General features: G+C 40.0%; 18 protein-coding genes. 3 read left to right on the plus strand and 15 right to left on the minus strand.

Features of this window, described 5'->3' with window-relative positions:
- Positions 1-93: 93 nt before the first annotated feature.
- On the minus strand, positions 94-825 hold the full coding sequence (locus tag RM552_RS12650; RefSeq protein ID WP_311369214.1) for a FadR/GntR family transcriptional regulator: 732 nt from the start codon (positions 823-825) through the stop codon (positions 94-96).
- A gap of 267 nt (positions 826-1092) precedes the next feature.
- On the opposite strand from RM552_RS12650, the gene RM552_RS12655 reads away from it, so the two are divergent.
- Entirely contained in the window at positions 1093-1434 is a 342-nt protein-coding gene (locus tag RM552_RS12655) for a cupin domain-containing protein (RefSeq protein WP_432277223.1), read from the plus strand.
- A gap of 113 nt (positions 1435-1547) precedes the next feature.
- Here the strand turns inward: RM552_RS12655 and RM552_RS12660 are convergent, their stop codons facing one another.
- From RM552_RS12660 to RM552_RS12715, 12 genes are all read right to left on the minus strand, one after another.
- Entirely contained in the window at positions 1548-2537 is a 990-nt protein-coding gene (locus tag RM552_RS12660; RefSeq protein ID WP_311369216.1) for a polysaccharide lyase family 7 protein, read from the minus strand.
- Positions 2537-3862, minus strand: coding sequence for an MFS transporter (locus RM552_RS12665; protein ID WP_311369217.1), 1326 nt, complete (start codon positions 3860-3862; stop codon positions 2537-2539). Before RM552_RS12665 ends, RM552_RS12660 begins: the two co-directional genes overlap by 1 nt.
- A gap of 59 nt (positions 3863-3921) precedes the next feature.
- Positions 3922-6045: a heparinase II/III domain-containing protein gene (locus tag RM552_RS12670; RefSeq protein WP_311369218.1), complete on the minus strand. Its 2124-nt coding sequence runs from the start codon at positions 6043-6045 to the stop codon at positions 3922-3924.
- Positions 6046-6104: 59 nt separating this feature from the next.
- Complete coding sequence (locus tag RM552_RS12675; protein ID WP_311369219.1) at positions 6105-8408, minus strand: polysaccharide lyase 6 family protein; 2304 nt, start codon at positions 8406-8408, stop codon at positions 6105-6107.
- Positions 8409-8524: 116 nt separating this feature from the next.
- A complete protein-coding gene (locus tag RM552_RS12680) occupies positions 8525-9403 on the minus strand; it encodes an NAD(P)-dependent oxidoreductase (RefSeq protein WP_311369220.1) in 879 nt (292 codons plus the stop codon).
- 543 nt (positions 9404-9946) lie between these two features.
- The gene (locus RM552_RS12685; RefSeq protein WP_311369222.1) at positions 9947-11059 is read right to left on the minus strand and encodes a CmpA/NrtA family ABC transporter substrate-binding protein; all 1113 of its coding nucleotides are present in this window, start codon (positions 11057-11059) and stop codon (positions 9947-9949) included.
- Entirely contained in the window at positions 11056-11628 is a 573-nt protein-coding gene (locus tag RM552_RS12690) for an ANTAR domain-containing response regulator (RefSeq protein ID WP_311369223.1), read from the minus strand. The genes RM552_RS12685 and RM552_RS12690 overlap by 4 nt, the downstream gene beginning before the upstream one ends.
- 247 nt (positions 11629-11875) lie before the next feature.
- Positions 11876-12793 (minus strand): uroporphyrinogen-III C-methyltransferase, encoded by a 918-nt coding sequence (gene cobA / locus RM552_RS12695; protein WP_311369224.1) that lies wholly within the window; start codon positions 12791-12793, stop codon positions 11876-11878.
- Positions 12790-15822 (minus strand): nitrate reductase, encoded by a 3033-nt coding sequence (locus RM552_RS12700; RefSeq protein ID WP_311369225.1) that lies wholly within the window; start codon positions 15820-15822, stop codon positions 12790-12792. The genes cobA and RM552_RS12700 overlap by 4 nt, the downstream gene beginning before the upstream one ends.
- Positions 15823-15832: 10 nt before the next feature.
- Positions 15833-16336 (minus strand): nitrite reductase small subunit NirD, encoded by a 504-nt coding sequence (nirD, locus tag RM552_RS12705; RefSeq protein WP_311369226.1) that lies wholly within the window; start codon positions 16334-16336, stop codon positions 15833-15835.
- A 9-nt stretch (positions 16337-16345) separates the two neighbouring features.
- Positions 16346-18907, minus strand: a complete 2562-nt coding sequence (gene nirB / locus RM552_RS12710) for a nitrite reductase large subunit NirB (RefSeq protein ID WP_311369227.1) — start codon at positions 18905-18907, stop codon at positions 16346-16348.
- Positions 18908-19222: 315 nt separating this feature from the next.
- On the minus strand, positions 19223-19723 hold the full coding sequence (locus tag RM552_RS12715) for a GNAT family N-acetyltransferase (RefSeq protein ID WP_311369228.1): 501 nt from the start codon (positions 19721-19723) through the stop codon (positions 19223-19225).
- 140 nt (positions 19724-19863) lie between these two features.
- On the opposite strand from RM552_RS12715, the gene RM552_RS12720 reads away from it, so the two are divergent.
- On the plus strand, positions 19864-22968 hold the full coding sequence (locus tag RM552_RS12720; protein WP_311369229.1) for a beta-galactosidase: 3105 nt from the start codon (positions 19864-19866) through the stop codon (positions 22966-22968).
- A 213-nt stretch (positions 22969-23181) separates the two neighbouring features.
- Positions 23182-23784, plus strand: coding sequence for a hypothetical protein (locus RM552_RS12725; protein WP_311369230.1), 603 nt, complete (start codon positions 23182-23184; stop codon positions 23782-23784).
- Positions 23785-24027: 243 nt separating this feature from the next.
- Here the strand turns inward: RM552_RS12725 and feoB are convergent, their stop codons facing one another.
- Both feoB and RM552_RS12735 read right to left on the minus strand, forming a co-directional pair.
- On the minus strand, positions 24028-25863 hold the full coding sequence (gene feoB / locus RM552_RS12730; RefSeq protein ID WP_311369231.1) for a ferrous iron transporter B: 1836 nt from the start codon (positions 25861-25863) through the stop codon (positions 24028-24030).
- Positions 25864-26091 (minus strand): FeoA family protein, encoded by a 228-nt coding sequence (locus RM552_RS12735; RefSeq protein ID WP_311369232.1) that lies wholly within the window; start codon positions 26089-26091, stop codon positions 25864-25866.
- Positions 26092-26102 lie beyond the last annotated feature (11 nt).

Genomic DNA, 26102 nt, shown 5'->3' on the forward strand with positions numbered 1-26102 from the left:
CCTAAACTGGTTCAGTTATTTGGCATTAAAAAAGCCACATCTAACAAGTGTGGCTTTCAATAATAATTTTGCTGGTCAATTGGCTATTGAGCGTCAGCTAACCAAATGATTAAGAGAATATAAATCTCGGGTCTGATTAGATTTTTTCCTGACCTCTTCTAATGCTCTTGCTTCGCTTATCTCAAACAAATTATTGATTAAACGATTAAAATGTAAATGCATCGCTGCCCTCGCTTCAGCCGAGTCGCGCTTAGATAAGGCTAAATAGATATTTCTATGCTCCTCTGACCTATCGCTGTTACTGCCATCACAAACATTTTTGTATGCATTAATGATGTCGGGTTGTGAGTCTCTCAATTGCCAAAATCTTTCAACAGCGAGTAACACTGCGTTATTACGTGTTGCTTTAGATATAATGAAATGGAATTCTCGGTCGGCATTTTCTGCATCAATACCCTTTTCCATCGCAATTAAAGTGGCTTCCAATTTTTTCAACTCTGCTTCGGTAATTGATACTGCAGCCAATGCAGCTGCTTCGCCTTCTACTAAAGCCCTTGCTTGTGTCAATTCAAATGCGCTGACTCGAATATCAGATTCTTCAATTTGCGGGTTTTGCAGTACATATACGCCTGAGCTCGTTTTCACTTCGACTCGACGTCTTACTTCTAATGCGATTATCGCTTCGCGGATTGTTGGACGACTTACATCAAACAATTCTGCAAGTTTACGCTCTGGTGGCAACCGACTTCCAGGAGGGAACTCTCCTGAATCTATAAGCGTTTCAATTTTATCGACAATCTGCCAAAACATTCGACTGCTTTTCATGTTTACCTCTTACCTATTCCTATCTTATTAAATGTATAAATATTCACAAGAATGCTTTTTTCTTATCGACTTGTTGGTAACTTAGCTTTCTTGATAAATGGCCAATGACAGCCCCATTCATACTTACTTACAAATTCTAGTTATAAGCATACACCTCTTTGGAATTATTACCAATAAAACCTTAATTGGTAAGTGAAAAATTATACTAATGGTTGACAAAAAGCACTAGCATTGCTTCAATACTTTATAAATAAATTAAGGAAACATATTATGAGACAAAGTAGCGCATTTATTTTAGGTGATACACAACCCATCGAAGACTTAGGCAACGGTATGAAACGCCAATTAATGGGATATAATCAGCAAATTTTAATGGCAAAAGTTTGGTTTGAAGAAGGAGCAATTGGCTACGTTCACGAGCACCATCATGCACAAGTTGCTTATGTAGAAAGTGGTGAGTTTGAAGTACAAATGGGTGAAGAAAAACGCTTGCTCAAGGCGGGTGATTGCTTTTTTGTAGAGCCTAATATGAAACATGGTGCTGTTTGTAAAAAAGCAGGCATTTTATTGGATGTTTTTAGCCCTTGCCGAGAAGATTTCATAGAATAGTTTTCAATCTTTGATATTAAAAACGACCAGCGAAGCTTGGTCGTTTTTCAGGTAGGATTTTCAAACAGTAACTACATTCAAATGTATCCCGAGATTTAGCGATATCTGAGTTGCTAATGCTGATTATCTAGATGATAAAAGGTAGCTTGTACAAAGTCTTTTGGGTTACCGCTATTATTTTGGTTATAAACACCCGCCTTAAAATACATATACTGACTTGTTTTGTTATAACCACTTTCACTCATGTCAAAAGCTTTGGTAATATTCTCCTTGCCTGCACGTATAAGCGTCACAATTAAAATATGCTTTTCAACACTAATTTTGTAGCTAAATTTTTCATTTAACGCGATACCGTCTTCGGGATTAGGCAAAGTATGAGAACGCGTTCCCACTAGATTAACCCATACATCATCACCATCGTTAATCTCATGAGCGAAATATATGGAGCCTTTTTCGTTATTGGGGAGTTTCCGATAATACAGGCGTATTGGCTCATCATCTGTCGCATGTATTTGACCAATGATGACACGGCCGACCATTTTTGTGTCACCTGTAAACGACACTCTATTAACTGCTAGAGTAGCCTCGAGACTGCCATCTATTGCACCTGCTTTGCGACGCGCAGATCCATGCGCAGAACCAAATACCCAGTTATTACCAGTGACACCTTGGGTTTTCATTCTAGTGTCGCCTCGCCTCAACATTTCACGTAATTCGGTCCGTGGATACTTGGTATTTTTAGACGTTTTAGCACCTTTATTTGGACAAGCGAACACCATGCCACCATCACTAGCAGTATAAAACAATGGCGGCAGTTCAAAATCCTGAGCCAAACGCTTTTCGTATACGGTGTCGGCCTTTTTGTCTTTATTTAAGTCAGTCGGCAGTGTGAGGCTCCAATCAAGAAGATCAAAATTACCACTCGGTTTTTTGTTGGGATCTAATGATTCGAAATCACCTAAGAGCTCACCGTCGACTAAATTGATATGAGAAGCAGGAATTACGCTTTCATCTTCTATCAGCTCTGCACAAACTTGCGAAGAAACAAACGCAAGAAAAGCACAGAGAATAAAAGTCTGGTTAAAACAACCTGCTTGTTTCACTATATACTATCAGCAGATTGCGCTGAAGCACCTGACTTTGACGCCACAGGCTCTATCTTAGGACAAAGCACTAATACACTTAGCATGGCTATAATAGCGAGAGCTGCACCAATAATAAACACAACAGTGTAGTTACCATCTGCGGTTAGTGAAGGCACTAAATATATCAACAAAGCAGCCGCTAGTTTTGCTGCCATTCCAGCGAAACCTGCCAGTGTACCAACGCTTGAACCACCAAATAAATCACTAGGTAAAGTTTGTACGTTACCTATAGATGTTTGGAAACCAAACAAAATAGTCGCCATGATAAGTACTGCTGCAATCTCTCCACCAGGATTTGAAAGCATCAATAAGGCGGGTAACATAATCAAACAACCCAAAGATATAACAAACTTTCTTGTTTTATTTACTGACCAACCTGCTTTTAATCTATTTTGCGCAAGTAACCCGCCAAACCAAGCACCAAACATGGCACCTAAGTACGGTACCCAGCCATATATCGCTAATCCTTTCACGTCCATTTGGTATACCTCTACCAAATAAGTAGGGATCCAAACGATAAATAACCACCAAATTGGATCAATCGCCGCTGTAGCAATAATGACGCCCCAACTTTGTTTATGCGACAAAAGTTGCCCTGTAGTTGGTGTGTAAACTTCAACGGGCTTACCGTCGTCACTTTTTATCTCGTTCTTTTGTCCAGACAAAATATATTCACGCTCTTCCTCAGTAATCCAAGGGTGTGAACCAGGTGGTGATTTAACAACGATTAACCAAGGAATCAACCACAAAAGACCGACACAACCGACAATAACAAATATTGCTTGCCAGCTAAAAAACAAGGCCAAATATGCAATAAGGGGAATTGAAACAATACCGCCAATTGCTGCACCAGAGTTGAATATACCTTGTGCAAGCGCACGCTCTCGCGTTGGGAACCATTCGGCATTAGCTTTAGCAGCACCAGGCCAGTTTCCAGCTTCTGATATACCCAAAATTGCTCTGAATATACTGAAGGTCAAAATACCCTGAGCAAAAGCATGCATCACAGTGGCAATAGACCAAATACCAATTGAAAGTACAAAACCTAAACGCGTACCTACCCAATCAAACACTTTTCCGAACAAAGCTTGACCAAAGGCATATGAAAATAAAAAAACAATACTAATAATACCGTAAACTTCTTTGAGTTCGGCGTCCGTTTTTTCAGGATAAATTTCGTGCCCCATAAACGGCCACAATACACTCAACGTTTGCCTATCAATGTAATTTATGACCGTTGCAAGCGCTACCAATGCAATCACCCACCATCTCAAATTTTTCATTTTATTTACCCTATGCCGTCGGCTTCCATTATTATTTTAAATCTCACATTTTACACACATTAAAGGCGAATCAGTTGCGCATTGCCCTTAATAAGAAATGTTTTACCCATATAGCTGAATTGAGTTTCTTGATCATGAGCTTTTGCGTCATCTGCTAAGGCGAGCAAATACGACACGTCATTGGTAAAATCAAGTTTAAACACTCTCACTATTTCATTTGAATCTACTTCGGTATTCTCTAAACTCACAAGCGAACTCTTGCTATCAAGAGTATATTCACGACTACCGTTATATTCGCCATGCACTTCTAGTACACTTAAGAATTGAACATTACCGCTTGCTTTAACTCTATTGACCAGTGCTTGCTTCGCAATTAAATTAAAATTAGGATCATTTGCACCTACTCGCACCATCATCAGGTCGTGTTCTACTTGCTTCTCTGCAGTTACAGAAGTGCTGTGTGAATAAAAAGTGCTATCTTGCAGCCAAGTTACTCGCGCTAAGTTGTTTTTAACTCTACCTAGTGCTTGTAGCCATAAATGCTGATATCCGTTATTGTCGCCAAGTGCTTTTTGTGTTGTTGTTTGCGCAGCAAGATCAACGCTTGTATCGATAAACTGCCCATTAAAATGAACTGGTAAGTCTAATTGATGTTCTCCATTTGCATTCACATCTAGTACATCAACTATAAAAATTAAGCCCTCTTCACTATTAACCATCGCTTGGGTTCGTTTAAAGGTCACGTCTTTATATGCGTTTTGCATATTTGCTACAGAAACTTGGAGACGTTCATCAAACTCTGTGAAAATAACCTCAGGATGATACTTGTTACCCTCTTTAGTATTGCCATTAAAATGACTAATTTCGTCAACTACAAGTGTATTGTGGGCAATTGTCTGCTTTGCATAAGAGTTATTTTCTGCCAGATAGTGGCCACCATATTTAGCCTCGACATTTAGAAATCTTGCTGCACCGTAATCATAAACAATTTCTTTCCCGTCGTTAAAGAATAGCCAACTCAATTTATCAAAATGGCCATGACCTAAACCTTGTGAAGTTGCTTTAAAAACTAAGGTTTGATGATCGCTACTTTGATTTTGACGCAAGACGACCAAAGCTCCCTCATCGCCACTAATGCCGTCTCCATATGCCTTTGAGGTAAAGGGGTACACTTCTTCGAGGCCTTCATCTAGTGCTTGCGCGACTTCAAGTCCATCACCTGTTAGTAAAATTTGATTCTGAATTTTGGCAATACTTAACAGGCCTTTTTCACCTGTTTTGTTATACGCTACTGTTACCCCATGCACCAATTCGATGGTATCGATACCTTTATCTTTGATGGCGTCATTAATACCAAAAAATAGACCGTTGTAACTCAACTCAATTGTCGTGGTAATGGCTTTAAGTAATATTCCATCTCTATATTCAAAAATTTCACGGTCGGGTTCGTTCACATCAACCGCTTTAGCAAACATTACAAAGGGCAATAAAGCAAAACGCTGATAGTAAGGTCCTTCGTTGTAGTAACCCTCGGGTGAGAAAAGCTCATCTAATTGGCGCATAAAACCGCCTTTACCTGATTTATCTAAACCATACAAAGACTTCTCAACCCACTCAGGCTTATCTAATACATAGCCAGCCATTCCTACGGCTGCCACCGCCCATGTACCATGATTATGTATTTTATCGAATGTTTGTGGTGACTCATCTGACAAATATTTCACCATTGGCAAAAAAACACCGTTTTCTATTTTGTCACGTTCACTTTGTGTCAATGCCTCTTTGACTGCGTCGTAGCCTTGAATACTATAAACTAGCCACATCGCTTCATTAAGACTTTGCCAAAACAACTTTCCTGGAGACTGTTCTTTTTGTTTAGGATGCAAAGGCAAGCTAGGATACATTTCAGCATAAGCAGTTAATATATCTCTGATCAAATCTGCATACTTTTTTTCCTGTGACAGCAAGTACAAACGCCCTGCATCACGAATTAAGGCATAATTCTTTTTGTGCACTTCATGCGTGTAACCACCACCGGCATCTGCAGGTAAAGGAACATTGATGGGTTGCATCAAAGCTGCATCTATAGCACTTCTCCGGTTTTCAAACTCACGACTAAAACTGCCAGGCTTAGTCGCAGCAGCTTGCATTTGCTCAACCTGCTCATTGCTTTCTAGTAACATTTGTTTCGAACAAGCAATAGTAGAGAATAGTGATAATATAAAAAGTGAATGAACAAGCCTCATAGTATGTTATTTCCTTCCATGATGGCCGTAGACGGCCCCTTAGCAAAAGTCTCTGTCACTACAGGTAACGGAACGCTATCGAAAGTATTATTAAAAATCTTAGTAATTGGCTCGCCAACCGTGTGATCTATAGTGATAACTTTACTATCTTTAAACGTATTGCCATCTAACATAGTTTGTTGAACACCTAGTAAGAAAATTGACGATTTCGTTTTGTTACGTTTGCCTGATCCTACGTTTTCAACAATACTGTCAGTCATATAGAAGTGAGGTCCAAATGTACTCTCGTCAGTTCCACCACGATATATTTTAGCCACTGCACCTTCAATATTGACAAATGTACTGTTTTTAACTGTGACATACTCTGCATTGTAAATGCCTAAATCATCCTGTTCTTTGTTTAATCGTAAAATATCACCCGTTATATTGGTGAAACTGCTATCAATAATGCTTATTTCATCAGCTAAGCTTCTATAACCTGCATCAAATACATGAGCCGAATGATTCACATTTAAATCACTCACATGGGTATTATTAATCACCAATTTATAATTGAACAAGGTAGGTAATTTTGTATTACGAATTAGCACATTACCTGCGCTATCTGGAGATTTTTTACCTGAAATATTTATCCCATCTAGCTTTAAGCTACCGCCGTCTCTTATTTCAAAGGTTAAAGAACGCATTGGATACAGCGTCACTGTGCGCGGCGTTTTTGCTCTTAAAGTGACTTTATTTTCTATGGGTATGAGTCGATTGATGTCGTAATCCCCTGCTGCCAACTCAATCACATCCCCAGCTTGCGCCTTTGAAAGGCTCTCTAAAAGCTCTGCAGATGTGGCAACCGCAAAAACTTCACCAGAATCAAATTCAATCTCTAGTTCCGCTTTAGGATACCAATCAACACCCGTTTCGTCTCTCTTAGTTGGGGAGAGAGAAGCGCTTGCTCCAACATTATTAGCCTGCGCAGCGGCACTCTGTAGCAAGCCATTAGCACCTCGTTTAACACTTATCTGTTCAATGCTAAAACCATTTGCTATTTCAGCTTGTGGGGATTGGCCTGCGATATTATTTGCAAATGTTATTCCTGATACGTCATCAAAAATTTTAAAAGGATTATTGCCATTTTCATTTAGCACTAAGTTGTTTGAAAAACTAGAATCAATAGGAACCGCTTGACGTTCTTCGTCGCTGCCACCAGCCAAGTTTATGTTATCAACATTTATTATGGTGTTGTTTTCAATCTTAGTATTTTTAACTTGATGATAGCGATTGATAGGCGAATTATAAACGCCATTTAACACCGTAAACCCACCGCCAAATCGTATACCGGTTAACCCTTCCATATAATTGTTGCGGATCGTTTGGTCGGCATTTATGACCCGAATACCACCAGTGTGTTCTTTGCCATTTCCGAAGAAAACATTACCTTCAACTAAGTTACCGTTACCATGACGCAGGGTGAGTGTGCCTCTGCTTTCAAAAAACACATTATTAAGAAACTTATTTTGGCCTGATTTGTTTGAAATTATTTCTACTTCACCATTGCAGCGTTCGAAGTAGTTGTTTTCTACCACAGTAAATGAGTTTGTTAGTGAATACTTACTTGTCCCAATACGCAATGTCTCACCGCCATTAGAACCCAAAATAGGCCTTGGACCGAAGTAATTATGATCAATTCTATGGTGATTCTCTTGGCTGGACTCTGTGTTTAGTCTAACTGCCATAGTCACACCGTTGTTATTTTTTCCTTCTAAGTGACTATGATCAAAGCGATTTCTTTTACCATAAAAAACAACCCATTTATCTGAATCAAATTTATCTGGATTACTGAACCCATCTATAACCACTTGGGTAACACGTGAATTATTTGCTAGCTTTTTAGTATTCTCTCGAAATGCAATAACCTCTCCGGTAGGGCTATAACCGTTAGTAAAAACTAAGCCCTCAATGACTAAATACTCCCCTGAAAGACGCAAATTAGACCGCCCAGTCAAAATCACTTTGCCTTTCGTTTCTGCTTTTAACGTAATCGGCGATTTGGCATTACCTTGACCTTTAAACAAAATCTCAAAGTCTTGCCATTCACCGTTTGCTAACACTAAGGTGTCACCAGGTTTTAGGCTTTTTACAGCTTCATTGAACTCATTTTGGTTTTTCACCAAAATTTCAGTATCAGATACAGAATTGGACAACTGTAGACCGTCTTGACCAGGCTTGCCAGTCGAGCCGGTAGTCGAAATACTGCACGCGTGCAATAAAAACAAAGTTAGTAAGAGCGAAAAAGATTTAGTAGGCATGGTGGGGGTACCTCTTTACAAACAAATAAAATGAAGCCCAAAGCTGAATTTTTACACTTAGCAACTATCGCTATCGTTTAGTATATTTCAAGGTTTGGGCTTTTGGGAGCTTTCTACTACTTACCTAATTGACTAAAATAGTCGTATATTTCAGGTACATTGCCACGAGCCATACCGGCATCATACGCAGCTTGCAAGTTCGCAGATGTGCCTTCAGCAATTTGCGCTCGCGTACCTAAATCTTTTACCATTTCGAGGAAGTAGCCAATGTCTTTGTGCGCATTGCCAATAGAGAAGCCCAAGTCACTGACACCATCAACAGCATAGTTTTTGCAAAACTGCATAAATGGCGAACTTGATGGCCCTGTTGACATAATGTCAAACAATTGCTGCTTGTCAACACCAGCACTATCTGCAACAGCAAATGCTTGTGACATCGCAGTTACCGTCGTCATACCAATGAAATTATTAATCAGCTTAGTTGTATGTCCAGAACCCAAAGCACCTAGATGGAATACATTTTCGCCTTGAATATCCAATATCGGCTTCACTTTAGCAAAAGTATCGAGATCACCAGAGGCCATAATGTTTAGTAAACCATCTTTCGCATGGGCTGGGGTGCGTCCTAAGGGTGCGTCGATCATACCGGCACCTTTTTTCGCTAGGTCTGCACCAATCTTGCGCGTTGAAGCTGGAATAGAAGTACCAAAATCAATCACAACACTGCCTTCTTTTATGCCAGCCAAAATGCCATCTTCAGCATAAACTACACTCTCAACGATAGTTGAGGTTGTTAAGCAAAGCATAACAATGTCGCTGTCAGCTGCCAATTGTGCAGCAGATTCAGCGGCACTCCCGCCTTGTGCAACAACTTCAGCAACAACATCCTTATTAAGGTCCATTACGATCGGTTTAAAACCTCTTTTTTGTAGGTTTTCTACCATGTTTCTGCCCATAAGGCCTAGGCCGATGAAGCCAATGCTAGGCTTGTCCATACTCACTCCTAAATATTGTTATTGTGTATGTTTGAAAATGCAGTGTGTTAATCATTTGTTATAAATCCTATATAGAGATTAACAATATGATTCATACTAACCAATGCAGGACAATATTGTCAACCAATATATCAACAATGTATTACCATTATTACTGATAATACTACGTTTCCAATACAAGGCTATGCATTATTACTATTAACTAGCGGCTAATATTAAAATGGTTTTTAAATTTTATTCATTTATTTCAATGCTTTAAACAAATAACAGAAAGCATAAACAGAGAAAATATAAGCGCTTACAAAGTCTAAGGAGCTTAGCGTTAGTCTTATTTGCTCAAGCTAAATTAACACGAATAAAGAAGAAGAAATTTACTTAATGTCATAGTTTTCGACGATAATTTAGACGCTTTTTTCAAAATCATCTTACCAATAATTGATTGAAATTCTAAATAAAACTTACCAAAAGGTTGACCTTTTGCTTGATAAAATTGATAAATATTACATTTAAGTGTCTTAAATCATGAAAAAACATAAGTAACGATTATTTATTAATGTGTTTTTTATGCGTGGTAATAGCTTTTGCAAAAATGTCGGGCCTAAAGCATTGCTTCATTACTTGTTCGGCGATCTTATTTTCAAACGCATGAGGCCATACATGTTGCAACTTTCCATATAACCATTCAGCTTGGTCAAATGTAGGCCGATTCACTGCATATGGTCCATCGTCGGCAGCAGAAAATATTGATGAAAAACGGTTATAATGAGGAAGATGCCTTGGGCTTTGACCTTCTTCAGTTAAGCAACTCCCCAATAAAGACGGGGCAACAATGTCAATTTTGGTATCTAAATATTGGTCACGCGACATTATGCGAGCTGCCTCAAAACGATTAGGCACTTCTTTCAACCACTGGCATGCTTCTATTAACGCAGCACATAAATGCTGAAATACTTCTGGGGTCTTATCGTATTCACACTGAGTAATTGCGAGGACTTTCTCGGCACGGTCTTGCCAAATGTCATACGATGTAAGAACGGTAACACCAGTGTCGTTTCTTACCGACTTTGCGTTATAGGGGCCACCAGCACAAAACCCGTCAATGTCCCCGCTTTCTAAACTAATAGCCATGCTAGTTGGTGGCATAAATACACATTCGATCTCGTCAATATCAATTTTGGCAACATGTAAATAATCGATCAACTGCAAATAGTGACAACTAAAAGGGAAAACACAGGCTATTTTTAATTTTGGATGCTTATCTTTTATTCTTCGTTCTAGTGTTTTCTTGAGCAACTTCGCAGGCATTGGGAACGGTATTTTAGTTAAATCATTAGCAAGCTTAATTTCTTCGCATAAACGCTTGCTTAGCGTAACACCGTTGCCATTTTGACTAGTAATCATCGGAATAATTATATCTTTACGATTACCAGACATTCCTACTTGATTGGCCAGCGGCATAGGCGCCAACATTTGAGCCGCATCTAATAATCCCATCTCAAGTTTATCGCGCAACGTAGACCATGAATTTTGTGCTAAAAGCTCTACTTGCAAACCAAATTTTTCATAAATCCCAAGTTCCTTTGCCACAATGTAGGGCGCGGCATCAGTTAATTTTACGAAGCCTACCTTCAAAGGCGTGTTGTGGTGTATCTTCATGGTAAATTCTTCAGCATATTCATAATATTAGTAGCAACTTGCTCGAGTTTTTGACCACTATCCATAGCCATTTTACGCATAGCTTTGTAGGCAGCATCTTCGTCAAGACCTTGTTTTTCAATTAACATGCGCTTTGCCTTTTCAATTGTTTTTCGAGCACCTAATTGGTTTTGAGTCGACTTAAGTTCACTTTTTAAATCTTGAAACTCTTCGAAACGTGCAACGGCGGCATCTAAAATTGCCCTGACCCGGTTAGGGTCGGCATCACCAGTGACATATGCGCTAACACCCGACTTAATTGAGCGCTTTATTATTTGCGAGTCCTGAGTTTCAGTAAACATTACGATAGGTTTGGGATTGATTTGATTTAAAGTGTGAAGGCTTTCTAAGATATCACGATCGGGGGATTCTATATCAATCACAATCATATCTGGCTTTGCAATGTCAACTTCACGCAAAAGCGAAGAACCCGCACTGACCAGATGGGTGATGCTATATTGTGAGCCCTTCAAAGCTTGCTGTATAGCTTGGGCTCGATTTTGGTTATCGTCTATTAATAGTATATTCAAAGAGCGTTAAACCGAAGAAAGAAGGCCTGATTATTCATTAAAGTCCATATTGCTTGCAAGGATTGGAACGGGCACTAAAATATTCATATATATTTGCTATGTATCTACTATCCATTTGGAATGTATTTGCAATCTATTTGCCAACTTCTCAACAAGCTTAATTGAGTTTAAATTCCATAATTTACATAGAGTTAAAGAGTTATTATCGACTATTGCCTTTAATTTAGTTTGCCACATAGCGTGCCATTCACCGAATAGTGGCAACAATATCACTAGTTTGGTGCAAATCAATTGGTCTAGTGCTGACTGGATGGTAATGCTCAATCACTCTGCCAACCACAATAATCGCTGGCCCTGTTAATGCCGCTATGGCTTCGTTTTTCTCAATATCACCAAGATTTGAAACGACCATTTTCTGTTCATCGGTGCAAGCGTTGTCAATTACACAAATTGGAAAACCTGCTGTTAACCCAGCGGTTTGTAATCGCTCGCAAATTAGACCAAGTTTAGACAAGCCCATATAAAACACCAGTGTTTCAGTCTCTGCGCTAGCAACTATACTTTTCCAGTTTGGCTCGTCTGCGGGCCTCTGCAAGCTTGCCGTGATGTACCTCACGGACTGTGCACAAGCTCTATGTGTGAGTGTTAAGCCAGTGTATGCAGAAGCACCCGAAGCGGCGGTTATGCCAGGTACAATGGAAAAGGGAATATTGTGCATGGCAAGCACCTTTGCCTCTTCTAGCGTTCTGGCAAAAATAGCGGGATCGCCGCCTTTAAGTCTGACTACGTTCTTACCATTTTGGGCATGCATTAGCACCAGTTCACTGATGCTTGTTTGCGGCATGCTATGTTTACCGCAGCGCTTACCGACAAATTCTTTAGCTGTGTGTTTGGGTATTAATTGCAAAATGGCAGGCGATACCAGCCAATCAAACAAAACAATATCAGCCTTTTGCAATGCCTTTAGTGCTTTTATAGTTAATAAATCAGGATCGCCTGGTCCAGCACCGACAATAGTCACTCTGCCACTCGAATCACTATTTTTATTGTTGTGGTTACTATTTTTAAAAAATAGTGAAAATGGTCCATTAAATATGGGCAAACTATCTTTGCAAAACTCACTCACTTTATTAAATGGTGTTTTAAATGTTTGAGCGAGGGTCATTTTGTAATCTCCTTAATAGAAATATTATTTCGTTGCATGTCTGTTTTCAGACCTTGTGAATGTCTACTTTCTGCATGTTGAAGTAAGCTCGATAATTCACTTTTACATGAACCACAATTTGTGCCGCATTTAAGCTTTTCACCTAGGGCATATACGCTCTCGCAGCCCTCGTCGATAGCACCTTGAATTTGTTTTTCACGAACATTAAAACAACTACAGATTAGTCGTCCCTGCTCGTAATATGAAGGTACCGTTCGGGTAAGTAATTGATGTTGAGTCAGAGGATCAAGCTTCGCTTGTTGAGCAAAACATTCCTTAATAAATTCATTATTAATGCCATCAGCATGTGTATCTGCATGCTCTGTTAAGCAAGCAACAAGCTCGTTTTTGTCACTTAAACATATCGATGTAATGAGGTCTTTTTGATTATTTTGTGTGTCTGCATAAAGACAAGAGAGCCAACTATAGTTAGCAGGTAAATACTGCTTAATTAAGTCTGAGTTTAATGGTTTTTTTTGCCCAAATGATGCCATTTTAAGAATATAAAAATCACCTTGGTTGATATTGATTTGATATTCAGCCAAACGCAACTTGCTAGAAAAATATGACGCTTTGATGGCAAGGGTAAAACAGTCGGTTGGCGTTATTTTTTTAATATTGACAGCCGCATGCTTCAGTTCAGGCTGCCCTGATATAGGATCATTTGCAGAACTATACAATGAGGCTATATCGACATGACTAGTGTTTGATTTACTCCAATGTATCGGCACGAATAATTCGCCTTTTCGTAATTCTTGACTAATTTTGATAGGTAATATTGCCGGGCTAGGTTTTGTTTTTGATGTAACGCTTGTATTAGCTAGAACTTGTTTACTGGCATCTTGTATGTGCGCATTGCTTTCGGACATTAGAGTCACATACTCGCCATTGCGTAGACCATGTTTTGCAGCATCTTTCGGATTGATAAATAATTCTGCTTGCTCACTATGTTCCACCAACTTCTGCGCCTTACCGGTACGCGTCATGGTATGCCATTGGTCGCGCATCCTTCCACTATTTAGCACATACGGATAGTGGGATGTTGTGCGTTGATATGGTAATTGAGCACATACTGCAATGAATATCGCTTTTTGATTAGATGTATAGAATTTATTATCTGTAAATAAACGTTCAGTACCCAAAAATGTATTAGTTGTTCCTTGGTCGTTTTTGAGCCCTAACTTAGCTGATGAGGCTGGCAGCGACGATTCTGGCGACACTGATTCTGGCAAAATTGATTCTGGTAAAATAACAGGCCACTGAACAGGTGTTAATGCATCATATTGCTGTTCAGTTAAATTAGTTAAACCAGACAAGTTAAAACACCGTTTACCCCCGTTGTGATAAGCACTCAAGCGGGCATGTTCAACAAATATTTGATGCGGATGGGTAAAATTAAAAGCGTTTTTGAAACCCAATTTAGCCGCAAGCTCACAAATAATCTGCCAGTCATGCTTTGCGTTTCCGGTTGGCGATAAAAGGCCACGTTGACGAGATATCCGACGTTCGGAGTTAGTCACTGTGCCATTTTTTTCACTCCATCCTGTGGCAGGAAGCTTAATATCAGCAAAAGCCAGTGTATCGTTATGTTGCACTAGATCACTTACTACAACCGTTTCACAATGAGCCAATGCCGCTTCAACTTTTCTTCGATTAGGCATACTCACAACAGGATTGGTACCCATTATCCAAATAAACTTAATCTTCCCTGACAACACATCGTCAAACATATCCACTGCTTTTTGACCATTTTTTCGCACTATATTGGGTGCTTCCCAAAATGTTTTTACCAGCTCTTGATGTTCAGGGTTTTCAATATCCATATGCGCTGCCAGCATATTAGCTAAACCACCTACCTCACGCCCCCCCATTGCATTAGGTTGGCCTGTAATTGAAAATGGTCCTGAGCCTTTTTTGCCAATTTTTCCGCTTGCTAAATGGCAATTAATAATAGCATTTGCCTTATCTACACCTGATGTCGATTGATTAACACCCATTGAATAAAAACTAATGGTACTTTTACTTTCAGCAAACCATGTATAAAACCGTAATAAATCGAGTCGATCCAGTTCGCAAGTAGACGCAACGCTTTCAAGGGTATAATTTTCACACGCTTTAACCACCTCATTAAAGCCCTGTGTATTATCCTGTATGTACTTGTAGTCACATGCTTTGTGCTCAATTAAAAAATGCAATAAACCATTAAACAGCCATGTGTCTGTGCCTGGTTTAATGGCTAGGTGTAAATCTGCACTTTGACTCGTAGCGGTTTTACGTGGGTCAATAACAAGCAACTTCCTTTTAGTATCTTTGGCGATGGCTTGTTGCATGCGCTGGAATAGCACAGGATGTGTCCAAGCTGCATTAGAACCCACTAAAACGAGGAGTTCTGTATGCTCAAGATCTTCGTAGCAACAAGGTACCGCATCAGCTCCAAAAGCCCGTTTATAAGCAGCAACAGCAGATGACATACATAAACGTGAATTGGTATCGACATTTGCACTACCAATAAACCCTTTCATCAACTTATTGGCAACGTAATAGTCTTCAGTCAATAGTTGACCTGACAAATAAAACGCCACTGATTCTGGCCCATAATTGGACAGGCAAGATTTTATTTTTTCACTCATAAGATGTAAAGCATCATCCCATGAGGCATCTTCATTATTGACTTTTGGTTTAAGTAAGCGCTTATTTACATCATTAACTGTGGATAACTTTAAGTGTTCAGTATTGCTTGGTAATTCACTGGAAAGCGAGTCTAAAGTCTCAAGTAAATGGCTTCCTTTTACACAAAGCTTTCCAAAATTTGCTGGGTGTGATTGGTCGCCGTTTAATGATTTTATTTCACGCACTTCAGTTTCTAATTGACCCGATTGCGCATGATTAGATTTAGTTTCACATTCAATTGCAAGCCCGCAACCAACCCCACAATAAGGACAAGTGGTTTTTACTTGAGTATGTTTATAGTGCACCGCTTTATGTTGCATGAGCAATTCTTCAGCAAGGTAGTGAAGATTGTTGAGATTTTACGTCGTTTACAGTATCACTTGTTGCTTCATTTAATGGCTCATGAACAGGCAAATTAACATAAACCTGCCCATCCTCTAAATTAACCGAATAAACAGTAACTTGATACTCTGGTTGCTCTAAGCACTCCCCCGTGCCTAAGCTAAAATGTTGCTTATACAAAGGTGAACTAATACAGACTTCATCTTTTATCGAACAAATGAGCCCGCGAGATAACACATTTGCATGACCGATTGGATCATAATTATCACAGGCATAAAGACTGATGTTTTCAGTATGCTTTTCGTTCCCAAAACTTGGGTTGTCCGCACTAGTATCTTGCAATACGGTGGAATTAAAAACAGCGAATATAGCAATTTGTTTATCGTTTAATAGAGCACAAATACCCGAGTTATAAACTAAATCCTCTACCTCACAAGCATGCATCCATATACCGCTAGGCGCCATAGCTTTGTCTAAATTTGTAGTTGTCATATAAATCTCCTAGTCGACCGCGATAACATCAATCGTTGATGAGGTTTTTTCCATAATGTTAACGCCACCTTTTTCTTCTAAAGTGGCCGGTCGCAATTGATTTCGTTCTTCGACAAATTTAATGTTTGGATCGGGGGCTTTAGAATTTACAAATTGCACAAAACGATTTCTATGTTCTGGTGTGCTAATGGCCGTTTTCCATTCGCATTGATAAGTGCCAATGACTGCTTGCATATTGCTTTCGAGAGTCTCACAAATACCTAAGGAATCGTCTATGATCACTTCTTTGAGGTAATCAAGGCCTCCCTCCAAGTTGTTCATCCAAACAGATGTTCTTTGCAGGCGGTCCGCGGTTTTCACATAGAACATCAAGATTCGGTCTATGAAGGTTATCAATGTTTCGTCGTCGAGGTCGGTCGCAAATAAATCTGCGTGACGAGGCTTCATGCCGCCATTGCCACACACATAAAGATTCCAACCATTTTCGGTCGCTATAACACCAATATCTTTGCTTTGTGCTTCAGCGCACTCTCGAGTGCAACCAGACACAGCAAATTTGAGTTTATGGGGAGAACGCAGACCTTTATAGCGATTTTCAAGATCGATCGCCATAGTCATAGAATCTTGCACTCCATAACGACACCATGAACTGCCTACACAAGACTTGACTGTGCGCAAGGCTTTCGCATACGCGTGGCCTGTCTCAAAACCACCCTCAACTAGTATTTCCCAAATTTCGGGTAATTGCTCAACTCTTGCACCAAACAAATCGATGCGTTGTCCGCCTGTAATTTTTGTATATAGCTTATATTTTTCGGCAACTTGGCCTAAAAGAATCAGTTTTTGAGGCGTAATCTCACCAGCCGGTACTCGTGGTATTATCGAATAAGTCCCATCTTTCTGCATATTACCTAAGTAGATATCGTTAGTATCTTGCAAGCCAACATGGGGCTTCGCTAATACAAACTCGTTGTGAATTGACGCTAATATACTTGCCACAGCTGGTTTACAAATTTCACAACCAAGGCCATTACCATGCTTATGAATTAGTGTTTCAAAATTGGTGATCCCTTCTATTTTAATAAGATCGTACAAACCTTGACGTGTATAGGGTAAATGTTCACAAATGGCAGTACTTACTTCTACCCCTCTGTTTGCTAGTTCTGTGTCACATACCGACTTCAATAAGGCGGCACATCCACCGCAGCCAGTGCTCGCTTTGGTGCAAGATTTAATCGAGGCTAAATCTGTATTGCCATTTTCTATTGCATCAATAACATCATTTTTGCTTACATTATGGCAGGAACAAAGTGTTGCTGTGCCGGGCAACGCATCCGCACCTAAAGTGGGCGCTGACTCTGCGTTAGGCAAAATAAGTGACTCTGGCGCTTCGGGCAAATCAATAGCGTTCAAACAGTACTGGAGTAAAGTGTCGTATTCTCCTGTATCACCTACCAAAACTGCACCAAGTAGTTTATTTTGCTGTTCATCTACTACCAGTTTTTTGTATATCCCGAGAGGCTGGTTTTCGTAAGTATAAACCATGGCGCCTGGCGTTTTTGCATGAGCATCACCAATAGAGCCTACTTCGACACCCATCAGTTTAAGTTTAGTGCTCATGTCAGCACCTTCAAACCTATTTTCCTTACCGGCGATATGGTCTGCCGCCACTCTTGCCATAGTATAGCCAGGAGCAACTAAACCAAATATTCGGTTTTGCCAAAGCGCACATTCACCAATAGCATAAATGTTTTTATCTGATGTTTGGCAATAATCGTTTATTTCTATGCCGCCTCTTTCCCCTATGTTTAGACCGAAATTTCGGGCAAGCGCATCAGAAGGCCTAATCCCTGCAGAGAATAAAATCATGTCGGTTTCTAAGTAAGTACCATCGGCAAAATTCATTCTATAACGACATTGTTCGCCACCGACTATTTCTTGAGTTGCTTTTTCAGTATGCACAGTGACATCTAATGCTTCTATTTTTTGTTTTAAGGTCTGTCCGCCAGACTCATCGAGTTGCACTGCCATTAACTGAGGTGCAAATTCAACAACGTGAGTTTCGAGGCCGGCTTCTTTTAATGCATTCGCTGCTTCCAAGCCCAATAATCCTCCTCCTACAACAACTCCAGTTTTACTTACATTGGCTGAGGCTTGTATTTCATTAAGGTCTTCAATGGTCCGATATACGAGGCAATGGGGCTTATCGTTACCCGGAATAGGCGGTACAAAGGGATAAGAACCGGTAGCAAGAACCAAAGTTTTATATGTAAAGGTCTCCCCTTCACTAGTGCTAACTTCTTGCTTCTCTCTGTCTATTTGTTTTACCCACGCACTAGTCTTAAATGCAATATTAAGTTGTTCATATTCTTGCGGGGTTGTCATGGCTAAATCTTCAGCCGTTTTTCCGCTGAAAAACTCTGATAAATGCACGCGATCGTATGCTAAGCGAGCCTCACCACAAAGCACTCGTATAGAAGCTGAAGGATGCTGTGCCCTCATGTTAACCACAAAATGATGACCTACCATACCATTACCAATGATTAGAATATCGTCTGCATCAGGTGTCATTTTATCTCTCTCTTTTTTCTTAACTCGTGGCAAAATTTGCAAAAAAAAACCCACAAATGATTGCTCATTTGTGGGCTACATTGCCGTTAGTCGTGCCTACTTTGACATGACTTTTATGATTTGAATTTAGTATATTTGCTTTACTAACCTTTGAGTAGTATCCAAAATTGGTGCCACAATATATTTAATAGCGAAAACAAACACTTAGAATTTAAAGCCGATAGTGAAGGAGAAAATACGCACTATAAAAGCGCATAAATTGATGCTTATTGCTCTTTTTTTGGGATTTTTAAACAAGTACCCTCATCGATTGGTTTACTTTAAGGTAAGTTCCATAATCGGCAAAAACCTGTTTTTGACAGACGTCGCTTTTTCCCCAACAAGCACAAAACCAAACTTTGAATAAAAGGCTTTCGCATGAGGTTCTGAGTAAAGTCTAATTAAGTTATTTTCAGTACTCTTTACTTGCGTTTTCAAATGGTCCAATAAGGCTTTACCAATGCCTTTGCCAATAAATGCTGGCTCCACGAATATATTATCCAGTAATACGGTGCATGCTTCCAATTTGCAATATGCATAATAAGCCACCAGTTGCTTATCAATATAAGATGTAAATACCTGATGGGTTTCAAAATATTCAGGTCCAATTGTCAAATCATTGCGCCAACTTTCCATGAGCTCAGCCGAATAACCCCAATGCGCCTTAGCGCGGAAGCTTAGATCGCTTAATTCTTTTGCTAAGCGAGTCGATGAGTCAGCAGCACCGCCCATATTACAATCACTTGTGGAGTCTTTAGATATCTTAGTAATAATCATGATCTCAAAGAATACCATCAAAGCCTTAAATTAAGGTAGAGAAAACAGCTTAGTTTAAGCTAGCGATATACGCTAAATAAGTTTTATAATAAGCAATGGCAACGTGGCCAAACCCATCTTTATGCACAAATAGGATTACAATGACAACATTGCAGCAAATCATTAATCGCCGTGATTGGGAAAATCCTATTTCGACACAGCATAATCAGATAAAAGCACACAGCCCACTTAAGGCCTATAAAACATTAGACGATGCACGCCAAAACCTGCATGCGCAAAGGCAATATTTAAATGGTGATTGGGCTTTTAAGTTATTTAGCCAACCAGAAGCAGTCGATGAATCACTTTTTAACGAGCAATTGGCTAGCGATTGGCAAACTATTCCTGTACCGTCAAATTGGCAGTTAAAAGGTTTCGATAACCCTATTTATTGCAACGTGAAGTACCCGTTTGAGCTTAATCCGCCTTTTGTTCCAAGTGATAATCCTACCGGCTGTTACCGGCGCGAAATTCATATTTCAAAAGCGCAGCTAGCCCTTAAAAATCATATAGTATTTGAAGGTGTTAATTCTGCATTTCATTTGTGGTGCAATGGAAAATGGCTTGGCTATTCTCAAGACAGTCGCCTGCCAAGTGAGTTTGATTTAAGCCCTTATTTAGTTGAAGGCACAAACCAATTAGCCGTGATGGTGATTCGTTGGAGTGACGGCAGTTATTTAGAAGACCAAGATATGTGGTGGTTGAGCGGCATTTTTCGTGACGTCTTTATATTGTCTAAACCACAGCAACGCATACTCGATGTTTTTATCAGTCCTAATTTAGATGCCTGTTATAAAGACGCGTCATTATTAATTAAAACCGCAATCGATGCACCTGATAATTATAAAGTGGCTGTGCAGATTTTTGATGGTGAAACCGCCATATGCGAGCCACATGTTGAAGCGACAAATACCAAACGTATTGACGAACAAGGCGGATGGAGGGATGTTGTTTTTCATGAAATAAACATTCAAAACCCGCGAAAATGGACAGCAGAAACCCCCCATTTATATCGATGCGTTGTTAGCCTAATCAATGAAGTAGGCGATGCCGTCGATTTTGAAGCGTATAACATAGGCTTTAGAAAAGTTGAGATTATTCAAGGACAGCTTTGTGTTAACGGGAAACCCATACTTATTCGTGGTGTTAATCGTCATGAACATCACCCGGAAAATGGCCACGCGGTGAGCACAAGCGATATGCTTGACGACATAAAGTTAATGAAGCAAAACAACTTCAATGCCGTTCGCACCGCTCATTATCCCAATCACCCTAAATTTTACGAATTGTGCGATGAGCTTGGCTTGTATGTGGTTGACGAAGCTAACATAGAAACCCATGGTATGTTCCCTATGAGCAGGCTAGCAAGCGATCCGCAATGGGCGGGGGCGTTTATGTCTCGCTATACGCAAATGGTGGAGCGTGATAAGAACCATCCATCTATCATTATTTGGTCACTTGGCAATGAATCGGGCCATGGACCTAACCATGACGCTATGTATGGCTGGTCAAAAAGTTTTGACCCCTCAAGGCCTGTGCAATACGAAGGTGGCGGCGCAAATACCACAGCAACCGATATTATTTGCCCAATGTATGCTCGTGTAGATACCGATGTTGAAGACGAAGCAGTACCCAAATATTCAATTAAAAAATGGCTTTCGCTACCGGGTGAAACTCGCCCACTAATTTTATGTGAATATGCCCATGCAATGGGTAACAGCCTGGGTAGTTTCAATGATTATTGGCAGGCATTTAAAGACTATCCGCGTTTGCAAGGCGGTTTTATATGGGATTGGGTTGATCAGGGCTTATCTAAAGTCGATAAAAACGGCACGCACTATTGGGGCTATGGCGGCGACTTTGGTGACGAACTCAACGACAGGCAATTTTGCATTAACGGTATTTTGTTTCCCGACCGTACGCCTCACCCGAGTTTATTTGAAGCAAAGTATTGTCAGCAGCATTTTAATTTTAAGCTAACTGAAGTAAGCCACGGCCAATATTCAATAACTGTGCAAAGCGATTATGTTTTTAGAAAAACCGATAACGAAAAGCTGGTATGGCAGCTATTACATAATGGTGTGATGGTAGAAAAAGGCGAGCATACATTGAGTATTGCCCCTCAGTCAGAACAAATATTGAAAATTACGCCAAGCACAGAGTTTGAAGCAGGGGCAACATATCATCTTAACCTTGATGTTGAACTAATTACCGAAACAGATTTTGCTCCTACAGGCCATGCTACAGCTAGCGAACAATTTGCCTTAGTTAATACCCAAAGTTTGAGTAGCGCGAAGAGTCAAGGTGTAGTTGCATCGGGCACAGATAAATCTGGCTCAATTCAAGTGAACAAAACAGACGCTCACATTACGCTGAAAAGTGAAGACTTCATTTTGTCGTTTGAGCGCAATAGCGGCCTGATAGAACAATACTGCTTAGATGGGCAAGCCATAATCGCAAGTCCGTTAGTGGATAATTTTTATCGTGCGCCCCTTGATAATGACATTGGTGTGAGCGAAGTTGATAACCCCGATCCCAATGCATGGGCGGCGAGATGGGCTGAAGCCGGAATAGGACAATGGCAACGAACATGCACGTCAATTGATGTGCTAGAGTCGACTAAGGATACTCGTGTTATTTGCTATTTTGATTACCACTATAATGAGCCTTTGCAAGCCCAAACTAAGTGGGTTTACTCAGTAACACCTAATGGCGAAATCGCGCTGAGTATTGAAGTAAACCTTAACGAAGCGCTTCCGCCTATGCCCAGAATTGGCATAAGCACCACAATTAGTAAGTCAGATGATACTGACATTGCTTGGTTGGGTTTAGGCCCATTTGAAAACTACCCTGATAGAAAATCTGCCGCTCGCTTTGGTGCATATTCTCAGCCTTTAGCTGCCATGTATACACCCTATGTTTTTCCAACAGACAATGGCTTACGCAGCGATTGCGAACAACTAAACGTCGCAAACTTACAAGTAAATGGTGACTTTTGCTTTTCTGTAAGTGAGTACTCACAAGCTACGTTAGCTCAAGCAAAACATACAAATGATTTAGCTAGTGATGACAGTATCTATATAAACATCGATCATAAACACATGGGAATTGGTGGCGATGATTCATGGAGCCCAAGCACCCACAAAGAGTATTTACTTGAAAAGAAACACTACCATTATCAGCTAGTCTTAAAAAGGGGTCTGTGAAACTAGACTTAAGGGTTAAGTTACACTGACCCCTTTTTAAAGAAGCGTCAGTATTTTTTACAAATAGACAAATGTTTTTAAATTTTTATTCACAAGCGCATGATTTATATAATAAATTTTAACAGGCTTGATTTTTGCATGAGGTGTTTATAGGTCTGATATATTGGCCGTAATATAAAAAAACTAAAGCAATATGTGAAAAGGATATTTGTAATGATAAGAAAACTAAAATTAGCCCTAAGCGCCACTTTATTAATATGTGCTAGTGTAGCTAATGCCACAATGCTTACGGGCACGCTGACTGTAGATAATAGCCAATCAGTTTATTTGAGTACCGACGATAACACGCAAGGCGTGTTAATTGGTACGGGTAGTAATTGGACAGTTACTGATTCAGTTTTAGGAAACTTAATAGCAGGTACTAACTATTATTTGCATGTTTATGGTGAAAATATCACTGGACCACATGCATTCTTGGGCGACTTTAACTTGTCTGGAACAGACCATGTATTTTCAAATGGCTCTAATAGCTTGTTAACTAACACAACCGATTGGCAAGTTAGTAACAGTGGATGGAGTAATTATACTACGGTGACAAGTTATGGTCTAAATGGTGTAAGCCCTTGGGGAACCCGTTCTGGAATTGATAGTAATGCAGAGTGGATTTGGACTAGCGGCAGCAATGTAGCAGGGGCAACTGCTTACTTTACTACAGCAATTACAGCAACTACTAATCCTCAATCTGCGTCAGCACCCGGTATCGTAGCGTTGCTTTTGTTGAGCATTGGCGGGATATTTGCTAGAAGACGTACTTAATAAGTTTTATTGTCAATTAAGCTCATACAAAACTTTAAAAGCCTGGATTTAATTAAGATTAAGTCCAGGCTTTTTTACATCGCAAATAATGAATGAGCCATCGATATTAGCGTCTGTACAACAACATATGTGCAAAGTACTCCAACTAGCGGTCAAAGTGCTTATTCATCACAATAAAACCTCGATAATCATTGTGTCTGCATATACGTTCCCGCCATCCAGAGGCTAAGGCAAATTGTCTTGTTAACTAAGCAGCATATAACAAGCCACGCTAACCACATAAGCCAATGTACCGTAGGCAATATAAACGCCCCAAGAGTAACGTTTTTTGCCAGTCTCGGCTTTTAAGCTTGCTACAGTTGCCACGCATTGCAGGGCAATCACATAAAATGCCATTAGTGCAATTCCAGAGGCGGCGGTTAAGCCATCAGCTTGTAGCTGTGCTGCTAAGCCATCGATGTTTTCATCCGCGTTGTCCATGCTAAATAAAGTCCCAAGCACGCCTACAAATACTTCTCGAGCTAAAAATGAAATTAAAATCGCTAGGGCATAGCGCCAATCCAGCCCCAAAGGTGCAAACAAGGGCTCAATAAATTGTCCCAAATGAGCCAAATAAGAGCTATTTAAATCGCCTTGAGAGGGAAAATAGCCCAATACCCAAATCACCAAACTAACCGTAAATATGATAGGCGCAGCACCTCGAATAAACTGATAAGCACTATTGAGCGTGCGATATAAAAGAGGTTTCCAATTAACCCAACGATACGAAGGTAACTCTAAAATAAACGGTAAATCACTTTGTTTGCGTTTATCGACCATTCTATTTAAAACTTTGCTCATTACTAGGGCCGTAAAAATACCGCCAAAATATAGCAAAAAGAAAACTAAGCCTTGTAAATTTACCCATCCCCCTAAGTATTGAGTATCAGGTACAAAAACAGCTATCAGTAAAGCGTAAACAGGTAAACGCGCAGAACACGACATCAAAGGAACCGTCATCATAGTAATCAAACGTTTGCGGGGTGACTCTATGGTTCTTGCGGCCATTATGGCAGGTATTGCACAGGCGTCCCCACTTAGGTAGGGAATAAAACTGCGCCCTGACAGCCCAAACAAACTTAGCGGTTTATGACAAATTAGCGCTGCCCGAGCTAAATATCCACTGTCTTCTAATATTCCAATAATTAAAGTCAGCACCATAATTTGTGGGACAAACACCAAAAAAGCCCCTACTCCACCAAATATCGCGTCGTTAACAAAATCAGCAAAGGCCCCTTCGGGCAAATAAGCTACCACCATGCTGCCGCTCCATCCTACTGCACTTTCGACTGCATCCATTAAGGGAGCAGCCCAAGTAAAAATACTTTGGAATAAAAACAGCATAATCAATAAAAATGAAAAGCCACCTAAAATGTTATTCAGTAAAAAACTATCAAGGTGATTTTGTTTTTTTAACACAATATCGGGCTTAATCCCGTGTTCTGCAGCAATTGATTTGGCTAAAGACATATGGTCTTGCTGGATCTGATTTTCTTCTTCGGACGCTGCTATTTTTGCAGTATCAGGGTGAGTCATATGTGTTTTAAGAGCTTCTGTAAACTCTGACATTCCATATAAAGACTTTGCAGATATCGCATAGATGGGTGATCCTAACTGTGCCGACATCTTTTCAGTATCAATATCATGCCCAAAACGCAACAGGTCATCCATCATGTTAATAGTAAAAACAAGGCTTTTGTTATGTTTTTTAGCCAGCGTTTGTACTTGCAAAGCAAACACTAATGAGCGCTCGAGCTTAGTACCGTCCAAATTACATAAAATTAGCTTTGTGTTGATCTCTTGCATAGCATGATGGAGTTGTTCAATTGCAATGCTTTCGTCTTCAGAAATAGCCTCCAGAGAATATGTGCCCGGAAAATCGACTAGTTCATAGCTATCAAATTTGCCTGATTTCAGCTCTACGGTAACACCCGGAAAATTAGCCACCTTCTGGCGTAAACCTGTGAGTTGATTAAATAAGAGGCTCTTTCCTGAATTAGGCTTGCCAACTAGTACAATCCGTTCTAGGGCCTGTTCCATTTAAACTTTTACCTCAATACCCTCAGCTAGGCTTCGCTCTAATGAATAAACGCAATCTTGGACCAAGATGACCAAAGGACCTCCAAAAGGACTACGTTTAGTGCAAACGATATGGGCACCAATCGCAAACCCCATTTCTTGGAGTCGGGTCTGTATTGAACTGTGCATAGCAGGTGAATAACCAGACACACGCGCTGATGCATTTTTTGATAAATCCCAAAGAGTCATGGCAATGTGCC

Origin of the sequence: Glaciecola petra (genome assembly GCF_031846345.1) — a bacterium.
GTDB lineage: Bacteria > Pseudomonadota > Gammaproteobacteria > Enterobacterales > Alteromonadaceae > Glaciecola > Glaciecola petra.

What these genes read in the sequence shown, in the direction of transcription:
- RM552_RS12650 (WP_311369214.1), bottom strand. Translation starts at nt 825, where the DNA reads ATGAAAAGCAGTCGAATGTTTTGGCAGATTGTCGATAAAATTGAAACG.
- RM552_RS12665 (WP_311369217.1), bottom strand. Translation starts at nt 3,862, where the DNA reads ATGAAAAATTTGAGATGGTGGGTGATTGCATTGGTAGCGCTTGCAACG.
- RM552_RS12670 (WP_311369218.1), bottom strand. Translation starts at nt 6,045, where the DNA reads ATGTTACTAGAAAGCAATGAGCAGGTTGAGCAAATGCAAGCTGCTGCG.
- RM552_RS12675 (WP_311369219.1), bottom strand. Translation starts at nt 8,408, where the DNA reads ATGCCTACTAAATCTTTTTCGCTCTTACTAACTTTGTTTTTATTGCAC.
- RM552_RS12680 (WP_311369220.1), bottom strand. Translation starts at nt 9,403, where the DNA reads ATGGACAAGCCTAGCATTGGCTTCATCGGCCTAGGCCTTATGGGCAGA.
- RM552_RS12685 (WP_311369222.1), bottom strand. Translation starts at nt 11,059, where the DNA reads ATGAAGATACACCACAACACGCCTTTGAAGGTAGGCTTCGTAAAATTA.
- cobA (WP_311369224.1), bottom strand. Translation starts at nt 12,793, where the DNA reads ATGACCCTCGCTCAAACATTTAAAACACCATTTAATAAAGTGAGTGAG.
- RM552_RS12700 (WP_311369225.1), bottom strand. Translation starts at nt 15,822, where the DNA reads ATGCAACATAAAGCGGTGCACTATAAACATACTCAAGTAAAAACCACT.
- nirD (WP_311369226.1), bottom strand. Translation starts at nt 16,336, where the DNA reads ATGACAACTACAAATTTAGACAAAGCTATGGCGCCTAGCGGTATATGG.
- nirB (WP_311369227.1), bottom strand. Translation starts at nt 18,907, where the DNA reads ATGACACCTGATGCAGACGATATTCTAATCATTGGTAATGGTATGGTA.
- RM552_RS12715 (WP_311369228.1), bottom strand. Translation starts at nt 19,723, where the DNA reads ATGATTATTACTAAGATATCTAAAGACTCCACAAGTGATTGTAATATG.
- RM552_RS12720 (WP_311369229.1), top strand. Translation starts at nt 19,864, where the DNA reads ATGACAACATTGCAGCAAATCATTAATCGCCGTGATTGGGAAAATCCT.
- RM552_RS12725 (WP_311369230.1), top strand. Translation starts at nt 23,182, where the DNA reads ATGATAAGAAAACTAAAATTAGCCCTAAGCGCCACTTTATTAATATGT.
- feoB (WP_311369231.1), bottom strand. Translation starts at nt 25,863, where the DNA reads ATGGAACAGGCCCTAGAACGGATTGTACTAGTTGGCAAGCCTAATTCA.
- RM552_RS12735 (WP_311369232.1), bottom strand. Translation starts at nt 26,091, where the DNA reads ATGACTCTTTGGGATTTATCAAAAAATGCATCAGCGCGTGTGTCTGGT.